The following is a 13,572-nucleotide window of genomic DNA, read 5'->3' on the forward strand; positions in this document are numbered from 1 at the left end:
GCGCCCCTTAAAAGACTTCAATCCAGGGCAAAATCATGGGTAACAACGGACTTTCGGGTACTGAGAAAAAAGTCGCGTTTTCTTTAGCCAGTGTATTTGGTTTACGCATGATGGGCTTGTTTATGATCATGCCCGTCTTTGCACTTTATGGTCAGCACCTCGAAGGCTTCTCGCCGCTGTGGGTCGGTATTGCTATCGGCGCCTACGGTCTGACTCAAGCTGTGCTGCAAATCCCCATGGGGATTTTATCTGACAAATATGGTCGCAAGCCGATTATTCTTATCGGTCTGGTGCTTTTTGCCATTGGTAGCTTGATTGCCGCCAACGCTGATTCGATTTACGGCGTGGTGTTTGGTCGAGCAGTGCAGGGCATGGGTGCGATTGCCGCTGCCGTGTTGGCGCTGGCAGCGGATTTAACCCGCGACGAACAGCGTACTAAGGTCATGGCGATTATTGGTATGTGTATCGGCGGCTCTTTTGCGCTGTCCTTACTGGTCGGCCCGATTGTGGCACAACATGTGGGCTTATCAGGCCTGTTCTTCCTCACGGCGATTCTCGCTGTGACGGGCATGTTGATCGTGCAATTTTTAGTACCGAATCCGATTTCCCACGCGCCTAAGGGCGACACGTTAGCCACGCCTGCCAGACTCAAGCGTATGTTGACCGATCCCCAGTTGTTTAGACTCGATGCGGGGATTTTTATTCTGCATTTAGTGTTAACCGCGGTATTTGTGGCCTTGCCGCTGGATCTGGTGGATGCGGGGCTCGTGAAAGAAAAACACTGGATGCTGTATTTCCCCGCTTTTGTGGGCGCGTTTTTCCTGATGGTGCCGTTAATCATCATAGGGGTTAAACGTAAGAATACTAAAGCTATGTTCCAAATCGCCTTAGTGATCATGATAGTGGCGCTGCTGGCGATGGCTTTATTCTCTAACAACTTATGGGTGTTGAGCTTTGCCGTGGTGCTGTTTTTCACTGGCTTTAACTATTTAGAAGCCTCATTGCCCAGTTTGATTGCCAAATTTTGCCCCGTCGGTGAAAAAGGTTCGGCCATGGGCGTGTATTCCACTAGCCAGTTTTTAGGGGCCTTTTGTGGTGGTATGCTGGGCGGTGGCGCCTTCCAATTAGTGGGCGCGGTCGGGGTGTTTATTGTTGCTGTGATCTTAATGTCTATTTGGTTATTCCTGACATTGGGCATGGAAAATCCCGTGTTGTTAAAGAGTTACACCTTAGAAGCCGAAGTCAAAGACAAGGCACAAGCGCGGGATATGGCGGCTCAGTTATCACAGCTGATGGGCGTCGTCGAAGCGATCGTCGTGTTGGACGAGAAAGTGGCTTACTTAAAGGTTGATGAGCATTTCGATTTAAGAGAAGCACGAGCTGTGTTAGGCTCTGCTCAATAATATCTGGGTCTGCCGTGTGATATTTGGGGAAGCTGATTTTCCTCTATGACGACACAGATAAACAACATACTGAATTAATAGATTATTTAAAGAATCGCAGGAGATTTCAATGGCCAGTCGTGGTGTTAACAAGGTAATTTTGGTTGGCAATTTGGGACAAGATCCAGAAGTGCGTTATATGCCAAACGGTAATGCAGTCGCTAACATCACAGTTGCGACCAGCGAATCGTGGAAAGACCAACAAGGTCAACAGCAAGAACGTACTGAATGGCACCGTGTGGTTCTGTTCGGCAAATTAGCTGAAATTACCGGTGAATACCTGCGTAAAGGTTCACAGGTTTACCTTGAAGGTAAACTGCAAACCCGTAAGTGGAAAGACCAAAGTGGTCAAGATCGTTACAGCACTGAAGTGGTTATCGACCAAAGCGGTAGCATGCAAATGCTAGGTAGCCGTGGTCAAGGTGGCCAAGCACAAGGCGCGCCAATGGGCGGCGGCATGCCACAAAACGCAGGTTACCAATCTGCACCGCAACAAGCGGCTCCAGCGCAAAATCAATATGCGCCAGCGCCTCAAGCTGCACCTGCTTACCAAGCGCCAGCTCAGCAACAATATGCTGCGCCAGCACCTGCTCAGCAGCAATATGGACAGCAACAAGCTCAACCACAACAAGGTGGTTATGCGCCTAAGTCACAAGCCGCTCCAGCACCTGCTTACCAAGCGCCAGCAGCACCGGCACAACGTCCAGCACCACAACCACAGCAAAACTTCACTCCAGATTTGGATGATGGCTGGGATGACGATATTCCGTTCTAGTTTGGGATTTATCGAAGTGTAAAGACGGTATCGTCTTAAATGAACAAAGCCACGCGAGTCGTGGCTTTGTTGTTTCTGGTCTTTATGTTTTTAGTCTTTATGCCGTGAGACCGTTAAACCCTTCACTCACATGACTATACGCTTGAGATAAAACTTAGAACGTGTAATCGAAGTTATAACGCATGCCCAGCATGATCTGGTCATTGGTTTCGCGGTATTCAAAATCTGTTTTTTGATATTCGATGAAGGTGCTGAATTGCGGTGTTTTATGCCACTCCAGCGTAGTGTTATAGGCGTTGTATTTAGCAGAGGTGATGTCATTGCCACCATCGTCGTATCTGGACACGCCCAGCTTGATTTTATAGCTGTCAGTGATGGGGTAGCTGGCGACCACATCTAATGTTGAGCCATCCAATGTGGTTCCATCGATATCGTCTTTTTCAATATTTTGATAGGCCGCCGCTAGGTACAAGTCATTGAAACTTTTTGCTAGGGTGACGCCGACAGTGTTCTCATCTTTGCCGTCGTCTAACTCTTTGTTATAAAAAGCCGCGGCTATATAGATTAAATCAGTTTTATAACGGATACCCGCGTTAACGAAGTCACTGCCGCCACTGCCTTTGTTGCCATCGAATTGTGCATCGGCCGAAAATAACAGGTCGCCAAATTCTTTACGATAGGTCACTAGGTTATTGAGTCTGAAGGGGCTCGCACTGTCATAGGCGAGTGGGGTTCCTGAGCGGTTAAAGATGTCGACGGGATCGGAAATAATCTCCTGGGTGACGGCTTGTTTACCTATGGCTACGCTACCAAAAAATCCCTTTAATCCTACATAGGCTTTGCGTGCATCGCCAAAGTCACCGTCATCTTTGATATCGACCTTAAATTCCCCTTTCGCAAACCCGACTAAGCCATTGCCAAGTTGGTGTTCTGCGGCAAAGCCAATTCGCGAGTTCGCATCGCCCACATCCCACACATCGTCCGAGTTAGTGTGGGTCAGGCCGAAAGTCGGGCGTAAAGAACCATAAAAATTAAACTGAGTATCCGATAAAACCGATGCCTCTTTTTCTTGGGCTTCGAGCATGGCGAGTCTTTGCTGAATTTGTTGTAATTCAGTGCGTAACTCGTCATTGGTTGCAGCGGTATCATTGGCTTGAACAGCAAAGATAGGTGTGGCAAAGCTCAGCACAAGCACGGCTGATGTTAGTTTGAACTGCTTCATTTATGTTTCCTTACATAACAACTACTAGCGTGCCGTTAATGGATTTTGTTGCCGATGGAACAGTACTGCTAGTAGTAAGGATCTGCACTTGTGATAGTGCTCAAGGGGGCGTCTCGCTCAGAGGCAAGGCGTCGCATATTTGCAGCGGGCAGATATGATTTGCCCGCTGGTTTGGGAAAGGTGTTGCCCTAAAACCCCGCTAACGCAGCGGGACTTTAGGTTAAGGAAAACTAGAGTATGCTTGCGGCCATTTTGCGGCGCAGGTAAGCAATTTGCTGCATGTGCGGCAAATCTTTAGGACAGTTATCTTGGCAGCCGAGTAACGTCATACAACCGAAGACGCCGTCTTGATTGCCAATCACATGGTAGAAATCATCCGCACTACGGCTGTCTCTGCTATCCATTTCGAAGCGGGCAATTTTCATCATGCCAACCGCACCAACAAAGGTGTCACGCATTTGTTTGGTGGCGCAGGCAGACACACAAACGCCACATTCGACGCAGCGTTCCAGCTCATAGATCCGCGCGGCTTCTTCAGGTGCCATTGGATTTTCGAGGCGATGAATGTCCTGATCATCGGGTTTAGGATGCAGCCAGAGTTTTAAGCGTTCGGCCAGTTCGCGCATAAATTTGCCTGTGTTCACCGACAAATCGCCAATCAGTTCGAAACCGGGCAGTGGCATTAGGGTGATTTCGCCATTGGGATAATTCGCCGTTAACGTGCGACAGGCCAATGTGGGGAAACCATTGATCACCATGGCGCAACTGCCACAGATGCCCGCGCGGCAGACAAAGTCGAACTGCAGTGAGGGATCTTGTTGTTCTCGCAGTTGATTCAAGGCGATAAACACTGTCATGCCCGGTGTTTCAGTCAACTGATAACGTTCCATCTTTGGCTTGTCTTGGCCATCTTGCGGATCGTAGCGGAAGATATTAAAGCTGATTTGACGGCTCATAGTGGTTTATTCCCTACCGGTTGGGCTGGAGTGATCGCTAAGGTATCGCTGAGGCGTCCATTGGGAGCCTGCAGATGACTTGGCAGCTCGTATGGCATTAGGGCTCGCTGCAGTGTGTTTCTATCGGGATCGTCACCTAAGCGCGCGAGCACTTGATTGATTTCTTGTACGCGTTTTTCGGTATCAGGATGGGCGATAGTGTTATCGTTGCCGTAGCCTCGGTATCCCGGTGGTAGCTCCATTTTCATCACATCTAACGCTTCATAACGCAGCACAGGTTCCAGTGACTCGGCATCTGGCCAAGTTGCCAGTGTGCGGTTAAGCCAATCTTTATCGTTGCGTTGTGGGTAGTCTTCCCGTGAATGGGCGCCGCGACTTTCAGTGCGAGCCTCTGCGCCACAGGCGACGGTGAGGGCCACTTTCAACATACGGGTGACGCGTAGTGCTTCAACTAACTCAGGATTAGCGTGACGCTTTTTACATTTAAGACCGAGATTTTTTGCCCGCAGCAGTAAGTCTTTCAGGCCTTTGATGGCTTTATCTAATTCGGGTCCATTACGGAAAATCCCGACGTAGTTCATCATGATGCGTTGCATTTCTTTCTTTATTTGGAAGGGATTTTCTGTGCCGTTGCCTTCGACCAGTCCATCGATTTCTTGCTGTAACTTATCGATGAATTTTTGAGTCAGCGCAGTATCAATTTCTAAATCGTTATTCTCACAAAAATCAGCCACATATTTGCCGATGATCATGCCGCCGACCACAGTTTCTGCCACCGAATTACCGCCTAAACGGTTAAAGCCGTGCATGTCCCAACAGGCCGCTTCTCCGACGCTGAACAGCCCCTTGAGTTGTGGACTCTCGCCAGTGGCATTGGTGCGTACGCCGCCCATAGAGTAATGCTGGGTTGGCCTGACGGGGATCCAATCTTTGCAAGGATCGATACCAAGGAAGTAATCACAAATCTCTTTCACTTCGCGCAGGTTAGTTTCGATATGTTCACGGCCCAGCTGCGTAATATCCAGCCATAGATGCGGGCCATAAGGGCTTTCGACCCCATTGCCTTTGCGCATGTGTTCTGTCATGCGGCGTGAAACCACATCGCGGGAGGCGAGTTCTTTTTTCTCTGGCTCGTAATCTGGCATAAAGCGATGACCGTCTTTATCGCGCAGAATACCGCCATCACCACGACATCCTTCAGTGGTGAGGATCCCCGCGGGCACTATGGCGGTGGGGTGAAACTGCACCGCTTCCATATTGCCTAAGGTGGCGACACCTGTGTCGAGTGCTAACGCTTGGCCTATGCCTTCGCAGATGGTGGCATTGGTCGATATTTCATAAATCTTGCCATAACCGCCGGTGGCGATAGTGGTAGATTTGGCAACATAAGCGCGCAGTTCACCTGTGACTAAACAGCGGGCAATGACTCCATGGCAACGCTTACCGTCATGGATAAGCGACAGGGCTTCAATCCGTTCATGTACTGGAATACCCATAGAAATGGCTTGGTTATCCACTGCATACAATAAAGAGTGGCCAGTGCCGTCGGCGGTGTAACAGGTACGCCATTTTTTAGTGCCACCAAAATCGCGGGCATTGATTAGGCCGTGAGCTTCTTCGGCCTCATTGAGCGTTACCCTTTGCGCATTCATGATGACTTCACGTGGGCCGGCGGAAATCCTTGACCAAGGCACGCCCCAGTTAGTGAGTTCGCGGATCGCTTTCGGTGCAACGTGGGCAAACATGCGGGCGACGTCTTGGTCACAACCCCAGTCAGAACCTTTTACCGTGTCTTGAAAGTGAATGTCTTCGTTATCGCCCATGCCTTTAACTGTATTGCCTAGGCTGGCTTGCATTCCGCCCTGTGCGGCGGCCGAATGTGAACGTTTTGCGGGAATTAACGATAGCACTAAGGTATCTAGGCCTCGCTCTTTGGTGGCAATCGCGACTCTGAGGCCTGCCAATCCTGCGCCAATGACTAATGAGTCTGTATAAATGATTTTCAAATCAGATCCTTATCTAATAATTTAGATAACATTTCATGGATTTATCATTGCACTCCTCGGGCATAGATGCGCGGCAACTATGTATCAGAGGAGGATCCGTATGTTGTTTGTCTTGCTATACAGGCTAAGTGCGCCGATAGCGTCATGCCCATTACTGAGGAATAAACGGTTGTACTGGCAGAACTAATTCGATACCAATATTGATATAGGTCACTAGGCTTAATGTGCCTAAACACAATAAATAGACGATCAATACTTGCGCTATAGTGCGGATAAGTGGGCGGTTACTACTCACACCCCACTTTAATATCACTCGGTATAAACCAACGATGCCGTGGAATAACACGATAGGTAAAAACACCACATATAAGAGCCAAGCGTTATCGTGGTAAACCCTTTCGGCCGAAAGGTGAGGGCCAATATCAGGGTTTAAAATCATAGTGGCAAGATGGGCTGACACTAAGAAAAACAGTAAGAACCCGGTGATCATCTGCCAGAACCATGCTTGGGTATCTCTATGCTTGATACTCGACATGAAGCCACGCATCGCTCGCCATTGGCCTAATTGCACTGGAAAACGACGTAGTGCGGTGGCGGCATGTACAGCAACAATCACCAGCATAATGACTGAAATGATCTTGGTCACTATGGGGAAGCCATGACCCGTTGAGCTAAACATACTGCCTTCTAAGAATTGCACCATGTGAAAGAAGGTTTCTTTACCAAATAAAATGCTCGCCTCGAAATGCATATGAAATAACAGGAAAATACCCAATATAAGCCCTGTCGCACTTTGTAAGCAGTCTGCTTTAGCCGACCAGGCTTGGCCAAATGGTCCGCCGTTAATGGCGGTAGGAACACGCGTTTTCGCTGACATTAATTCACCTCTTACCAGGTTTGTGGTGGCGTGAATGTACCTGCATCACGCCAACACAAAGTCTTTAGATCCAGATTAAAAGAAGAGGGTTAATCCAATTATTGGCATTAGCCCTTAGAACACTTTGGGTAAAGTTGCGCTACAGCATCATGCCGCCAAACAGGAAGGCCAATGCCACGCTGGTGGCAATCGTCACTACGCCAGGGACCAAGAACGGATGGTTAAATACTGCCTTACCAATCCGAGTCGAGCCGGTATCATCCATCTCAACCGCAGCCAGTAGCGTGGGATAAGTGGGCAATACAAACAGTGCGCTGACGGCGGCAAAAGAGGCAACGGCAGTTAAAGGACTCACGCCAATGGCTAAGGCCGCAGGCATCAGTGCTTTAGTGGTTGCGCCTTGGGAGTAGAGCAACATGGAGGCAAAGAACAGGGTTACCGACAATAACCAAGGCTGACTTTGCAGTAAGGTGCCTGCTAAATCTTTGATTTCCTCGATATGATTCGACACTAAGGTATCGCCTAACCAAGCCACACCTAACACACAAACACAGGCTGACATACCCGATTTGAAGGTGGCCGCATTGGAGATTTCACTTGCGTCTAACTTACAGAAAATCGTGATAGCTGCAGCTGCTGTGAGCATCAGCACCATAATGGCGGCGTCGCGCGGCAGTACAGGGTCAACAATCAAGCCGACTTTGTCAGATATCGCAGTGGCGTAGGCCATCACAGCCGCAATCGCCAGTAAGAAAATCATCACAGATCGTTTTGCGCCGGCTTTAATTTTGATCTCAGTTTTACCGCGTGTTTTGACTAAGCCCTTAGCTAAACGGTCTTGATAAATCGGATCATCAGCCAGCTCTTTACCCATTAAGTTAGCAACAACGGCGCCGACCATACAGGCTAAGAAAGTTGAAGGAATACATACGGCTAACAGTACTAAATAGTCCACGCCAAAGGGTTCTAGAATGCCTGAGAAGAACACGACTGCCGCCGAAATCGGTGAAGCGGTAATGGCAACTTGGGACGCGACAACGGCGATAGAAAGAGGACGAGAGGGACGAATACCTTGCTCTTTTGCGACTTCGGCAATAACAGGTAAGGTTGAGAATGCTGTGTGGCCTGTTCCTGCAAAGAGTGTCATGAAATAAGTGACTACAGGTGCCAGAAAAGTGATTTGTTTTGGATGCTTACGTAGTAATTTTTCTGCCAGTGAGACTAAATAATCCATCCCTCCTGATACTTGCATGGCCGCAATCGCGGTGATAACCGACATAATGATGAGGATCACATCAATCGGAATATTGCCCGGTTTGAGTCCCATCCCTGCGGTCAGTATCAGTACCCCGACACCGCCCGCAAAGCCGACTCCCATGCTACCCATCCTTGCACCTAGGTAAATGGCCCCGAGTACGATAATTATCTCTAATATAATCATAGTGTTAACTCTATTTTGTTTTTAATTTCAATAGCCTGCGCATATTCACTATGCGCTGGCTTATTCTTGAATCATCGAGTTTTGGGCCGGGGAAGGCTCCCCAGCCCCACTGAGTTACACTTTGGCTTTGCTGCTGCGTTTAGCTTGATACTTAGGATTCATCAGGTTTTCAATCGAGAGAATGTCATCGAGTTCTTCAACCGTTAACAAACCACGTTCGAGTACCACTTCACGGACATTTTTACCCGTTTGGGCGCAAATCTTGCCAATGATGTCACCCTCATGGTGGCCGATGATGGGGTTAAGGTAGGTCACGATCCCGATGGAGTTCATCACATGGGCCATACAGATCTCTGGGTTTGCAGTGATACCTTCAACGCATTTCTCACGTAGGGAGATACAGGCATTACCCATTAAACTGAGTGACTCAAACATCGCCTGACCAATCACAGGTTCCATGACGTTAAGCTGTAACTGGCCCGCTTCGGCGGCCATAGTGATAGTGATATCGTTGCCGACAATCTTAAAGGCAACCTGATTGACGACCTCAGGGATCACAGGGTTAACCTTAGCTGGCATGATAGAAGAACCCGCTTGTAATTCAGGCAGATTGATTTCCTTCAGACCTGTACGTGGACCCGATGACAGTAAGCGTAGGTCATTACAAATCTTGGACATTTTAATCGCCATGCGCTTAATCGCACTGTGCAGCATGACGTAGGCGCCACAATCGGAGGTCGCTTCGATTAAATCTTCCGCTGGCACATAAGCACGGCCAGTGATTTCAGCCAGATGTTTAATGGCGAGTGAGGAATAACCCACTGGCGTGTTAAGGCCGGTTCCAATGGCCGTTGCGCCTAAGTTCACTTCTAACAACAACTCTTGGCAACGCTTGATGGACTTAATTTCTTCTCGCAGTGTGACAGCAAAGGCATGAAACTCTTGGCCTAAGGTCATAGGCACGGCATCTTGCAACTGAGTGCGGCCCATTTTTAAGACGGTTTTAAACTCTGCGGCTTTAGTGTCGAAGGCACTGATAAGGTCAGTTAATGCATCTAGCAGAATATCGGTACTGTTGATGACCGCAATACGGAAGCCTGTTGGATAGGCATCGTTGGTCGATTGGCACTTGTTGACATGATCATTAGGATTGATGACATCGTAACGGCCTTTTTCAAGCCCCATGATCTCCAGTGCAACGTTGGCTAATACCTCATTGGTATTCATGTTGACTGAAGTGCCTGCGCCCCCTTGATACACGTCGACTGGGAATTGATCCACAAATCGGCCCGTTGTGAGTATCAAATCGCACGCTTCAATAATCTTGTCAGCGATTTCAGGACTTACAGCGCCTAATTCGCTATTGGCCATGGCAGCTGCTTTCTTTGTTAGCATCATGCCACGGACTAATTCAGGTACATCGGAAATTTTTTGATTACTCAGCTTAAAGTTTTCGATGGCACGTAATGTATGTATGCCGTAATAAAATTCATTGGACACTTCTTTCGTTCCCAATAAATCTTCTTCGATCCGTACGCTATTAGTATCTTTCATTTCGATCCTATTAAATCCGGTTAATAGTAAGATATATCTCCGAGTATTGAGTTGTGGTGCGTACATAAGTATGCGTAACACTTCAAAAATAACTCATCGAAAACATGAAGGAGAATCGTCTCCTTGACTATCGACACAGATCTTAACGCTTTGGCAATAACAGGATTTAGATGGGGATCACTTAACTGTTTGAAATGGTAGATTTGTTTTGTTTATTAGATAAGCATCTCAACTCGGTTAGCTAGTGTGAGCTATTACTTTTTGATGCAAATTAGCTATAGATTTGTTATTTGTTAACCAATCGGCGACATATTTACTCAAGTGTTTTTGAATCTAAATAAACCGTACGCTATTTAATTTTCACTTTATCAGTCGCGAATAATCATTGATTAGTTAAATCTACTCAATAATAAATGCATGGTGTTTTATTTAAGTTTTAAATAATCAATTAGATAACGCTAAATTTGTTATTTCATTTTAGTGAGAATTATCACGGTTAGACTTAAATAATAGTGCACACTGTGGAGCGTTTATTATTAATAAAAGGATGTAAGCATGAATTTTTCAATGCGTAAGCTCTTGCTCTCGGTCACCTTAGGGTTAGTCCTCTCCTCTGCGGCGCAGGCGCTTCCACAGGTACGGATCATTGCCACGGGTGGCACCATTGCCGGAGTAGGGCAATCGGCCACTGAGTCTAACTATCAGGCTGGTGAAGTGGGCATTAGTAGCTTAATTGCGGCCGTGCCTGAAATGAAACAGCTTGCCGATATTCAAGGTGAGCAACTGGTTAAAATCGGTTCGCAGGACATGAACGATAAAGTTTGGCTAGCGTTAGCCAAGCGCATCAATCTGTTACTGGCCGATAAAGAGGTCGACGGTATCGTCATCACCCACGGCACCGACACCTTAGAAGAAACCGCTTATTTTCTAAACCTCACCATCAAGAGCGATAAACCTGTGGTATTAGTTGGCGCTATGCGTCCATCAACCGCCATGAGCGCCGATGGTCCAATGAATTTGTATAACGCCGTCGCGACCGCCGCGAACCTTGAATCTAAAGGTCGAGGTGTATTAGTGGTGATGAACGATACCGTATTGAACGCCCGCGACGTCACTAAGACGAATACCACAGGTGTGCATACCTTTGCTGCGCCTAACTTTGGCCCGCTTGGCGTGATCCATAACAGCAAGATTGAATATATGGGTAATACTGAGCGTCAACATACTACGCAAACGCCTTTTGATGTCAGCAAACTCGACAAGTTACCGCAGGTAGGCATAGTGTATAACTACGCCAATGCCAGTGATTTACCAGCCAAAGCCATGGTTGAAGCGGGTTTTGATGGCATAGTCAGTGCCGGTGTGGGTAACGGTAATATCTACCACTCTATATTCGATGTTTTAGCTAAAGCGAGTCAAAAAGGCACCTTAGTCGTTCGCTCTAGCCGAGTGCCAACCGGCGCAACGACGCTCGATGCCGAAATAGACGACGCTAAATATGGTTTTATTGCAGCAGGTAATCTTAACCCGCAAAAAGCCCGTATTTTGTTGATGCTATCTTTAACGAAAAGCAAAGATCCACAGCAGATCCAACGTTGGTTTCAACAGTTTTAGGATCTCAGTTGAGTGGCTAATACTTAATAAGATTGATGTTTGCTAGATAAGCCAGCGGCAACATCCGACTGGCTTTTTTATCGGCAGAGCTTGAAATCTTAAGATAAAGAGGTGATGCCTCACAAAGTTTATCGTTAATTTAAACACACTAAGCTGACTCTTAGAACTGCAATCATAAGCTAGTTAAAATACTCAAAAGCTCTGCTCGACACGTCAAGATTAGTCTAAATATATTGATTAAAAATGTTGGATACAGAGCCATCTTTAATGCTTAATTCAAGCCATGCATCAACATATTCTTTCCAAATAGGATCTCTGCCCATGAGAAATGCTTTAGCAGAATAATTTAAATTATTAGGCATGGTGGAGCACAATTCTGGATGCTTCTTAGTTTGTAATTGGACTTCAACTCTATCCGTGATCATAACATCGGCACGATTCGCGATGAGTTCTTGGAAAATAGTCACATTGCTACTGTGAACTGTGATTTTAGCTTGTTTAATATTGGCATCGACGAAGCGTTGATTAGTGCCGCCCTTATTCACGATCATTCGGGTATCTGGCTTATCTATTTTAGCGAGCGAATCATATCGTTCTTTTTTAGCACAAAGGCTAATCGGTGTTTTTCCATCCTCAAGGTAAATATCGGATTGTAGGCCAACACGTTGTCGAAATAATTGTTTAGAGATACCACTCATCATGATGTCGAAGCGTTTGCTGCTGAGATCTGTAATTAAATTGCTCCAGCTGGTGGGTAAAAATACCGCTTGAGCACCTAAGGAATCAGCAAGTCGATTAGCTAAATCTATATCAATACCTTTTATCTTGCCTGCTTCGAAATAAGAGAAAGGCTCGTAGTCACCCGTTGTGCCAACATAAAGGATCTTCTCCGCGATGATCTTATCCAATGTCGACAAATAGACTTTTGGCTTTATAAGACTGAGAGACCGAAATAACACTGCTTTGTCTTCGATACTGACCAAAGGGGTATCGATGGCGAGATTAAACACGGAGAAATCATGTTGATCTTGATGTTCAGCAATCTGCTCGATAATGGTTTGGCCGAGGGTAGTCAATGCGGGACGGATCTTATCTAAACTAAGTTTAGTGTTTTGCTTAGTTTGCAATGTTTGGGGTAAGCCATGTTCACGCCATTGCTGGTGGTACTGTCTTTGAATTTTTTTGGCTAATTCTATCTGGACTTGAAAGAAATCGGTTATCGCTGCTGAGGTTATCCCGAGCGACTCTGCTGCCGTGACACTTTGTGCTAAGACTATTTTCTCGCGCGCGAGGTCTTCAATCGGTAACTGATGCTGCCATTTATACAGCGCGACTTGCTGCATGTAACTCAGGCGCGAATTCATGTTCGCATAAAGTTTAGCGTTTTCATCGGTATCAGCTAGGGCGGGTAAGGATAAAAGTGCGAACACGCTTAAGCATAAAAGAGTGTGCAATCGAATACTGTAATAGCGAAAAGTGATTAAGATCATAATTAGGACAAGTGTCATAGAAAATAGCGCCTAAAAATATCAGCTAGGTTTAGCCCTGTAAAGGCTAGGGATCGCGGGCATTGTGGCTTAACGTGAGTATGACTTTGTGGAGATTGCTGACGATATCCATAGACTCGATGGGTAATTGTTGGTTTAACACGCCCTGTATCGCTTTCCTATTTCGGTTAATTTACA

Annotated in this window: 10 protein-coding genes; 3 read left to right on the forward strand and 7 right to left on the reverse strand. The window is 46.8% G+C overall.

All coding sequences use genetic code 11. From position 1 onward, the window contains the following. Positions 1 to 35: 35 nt before the first annotated feature. Both FW758_RS11170 and ssb read left to right on the forward strand, forming a co-directional pair. Positions 36 to 1,403: an MFS transporter gene (locus FW758_RS11170; RefSeq protein WP_006083193.1), complete on the forward strand. Its 1,368-nt coding sequence runs from the start codon at positions 36 to 38 to the stop codon at positions 1,401 to 1,403. A gap of 109 nt (positions 1,404 to 1,512) precedes the next feature. Next, positions 1,513 to 2,217, forward strand: a complete 705-nt coding sequence (ssb, locus tag FW758_RS11175; RefSeq protein ID WP_259521102.1) for a single-stranded DNA-binding protein — start codon at positions 1,513 to 1,515, stop codon at positions 2,215 to 2,217. Between the two features lie 154 nt (positions 2,218 to 2,371). Here ssb and FW758_RS11180 read toward each other — a convergent pair whose 3' ends face one another. The 6 genes from FW758_RS11180 to aspA form a co-directional block, all read right to left on the reverse strand. After that, positions 2,372 to 3,439: a porin gene (locus FW758_RS11180; protein WP_107402683.1), complete on the reverse strand. Its 1,068-nt coding sequence runs from the start codon at positions 3,437 to 3,439 to the stop codon at positions 2,372 to 2,374. Between the two features lie 230 nt (positions 3,440 to 3,669). Continuing rightward, complete coding sequence (locus FW758_RS11185) at positions 3,670 to 4,395, reverse strand: fumarate reductase iron-sulfur subunit (protein ID WP_006083150.1); 726 nt, start codon at positions 4,393 to 4,395, stop codon at positions 3,670 to 3,672. Further along, the gene (locus tag FW758_RS11190) at positions 4,392 to 6,401 is read right to left on the reverse strand and encodes a fumarate reductase flavoprotein subunit (RefSeq protein ID WP_006083149.1); all 2,010 of its coding nucleotides are present in this window, start codon (positions 6,399 to 6,401) and stop codon (positions 4,392 to 4,394) included. The genes FW758_RS11185 and FW758_RS11190 overlap by 4 nt, the downstream gene beginning before the upstream one ends. A 151-nt stretch (positions 6,402 to 6,552) precedes the next feature. Beyond that, positions 6,553 to 7,278 (reverse strand): fumarate reductase cytochrome b subunit, encoded by a 726-nt coding sequence (locus FW758_RS11195; RefSeq protein WP_006086136.1) that lies wholly within the window; start codon positions 7,276 to 7,278, stop codon positions 6,553 to 6,555. A gap of 139 nt (positions 7,279 to 7,417) precedes the next feature. After that, complete coding sequence (locus tag FW758_RS11200) at positions 7,418 to 8,719, reverse strand: anaerobic C4-dicarboxylate transporter (RefSeq protein ID WP_006083147.1); 1,302 nt, start codon at positions 8,717 to 8,719, stop codon at positions 7,418 to 7,420. A gap of 114 nt (positions 8,720 to 8,833) precedes the next feature. Next, positions 8,834 to 10,273 carry an aspartate ammonia-lyase gene (gene aspA, locus FW758_RS11205; RefSeq protein ID WP_012196633.1) on the reverse strand — a complete coding sequence of 480 codons (1,440 nt, stop codon included), beginning with the start codon at positions 10,271 to 10,273 and terminating at the stop codon, positions 8,834 to 8,836. Positions 10,274 to 10,828: 555 nt separating this feature from the next. Between aspA and ansB the strand changes: the two genes are divergently transcribed. Beyond that, positions 10,829 to 11,887, forward strand: a complete 1,059-nt coding sequence (ansB, locus tag FW758_RS11210) for an L-asparaginase 2 (protein ID WP_006083145.1) — start codon at positions 10,829 to 10,831, stop codon at positions 11,885 to 11,887. A 224-nt stretch (positions 11,888 to 12,111) separates the two neighbouring features. On the opposite strand, the gene aroQ is transcribed toward ansB, so the two are convergent. Then, positions 12,112 to 13,395, reverse strand: a complete 1,284-nt coding sequence (aroQ, locus tag FW758_RS11215; RefSeq protein ID WP_446445411.1) for a gamma subclass chorismate mutase AroQ — start codon at positions 13,393 to 13,395, stop codon at positions 12,112 to 12,114. Positions 13,396 to 13,572 lie beyond the last annotated feature (177 nt).

It is taken from the genome of Shewanella sp. 1180_01 (assembly GCF_052850535.1).

Bases quoted from the DNA above. Each gene is read 5' to 3' on its own strand.
- FW758_RS11170 (WP_006083193.1), top strand. From the start codon at position 36: ATGGGTAACAACGGACTTTCGGGTACTGAGAAAAAAGTCGCGTTTTCT.
- ssb (WP_259521102.1), top strand. From the start codon at position 1,513: ATGGCCAGTCGTGGTGTTAACAAGGTAATTTTGGTTGGCAATTTGGGA.
- FW758_RS11180 (WP_107402683.1), bottom strand. From the start codon at position 3,439: ATGAAGCAGTTCAAACTAACATCAGCCGTGCTTGTGCTGAGCTTTGCC.
- FW758_RS11185 (WP_006083150.1), bottom strand. From the start codon at position 4,395: ATGAGCCGTCAAATCAGCTTTAATATCTTCCGCTACGATCCGCAAGAT.
- FW758_RS11195 (WP_006086136.1), bottom strand. From the start codon at position 7,278: ATGTCAGCGAAAACGCGTGTTCCTACCGCCATTAACGGCGGACCATTT.
- FW758_RS11200 (WP_006083147.1), bottom strand. From the start codon at position 8,719: ATGATTATATTAGAGATAATTATCGTACTCGGGGCCATTTACCTAGGT.
- aspA (WP_012196633.1), bottom strand. From the start codon at position 10,273: ATGAAAGATACTAATAGCGTACGGATCGAAGAAGATTTATTGGGAACG.
- ansB (WP_006083145.1), top strand. From the start codon at position 10,829: ATGAATTTTTCAATGCGTAAGCTCTTGCTCTCGGTCACCTTAGGGTTA.
- aroQ (WP_446445411.1), bottom strand. From the start codon at position 13,395: ATGACACTTGTCCTAATTATGATCTTAATCACTTTTCGCTATTACAGT.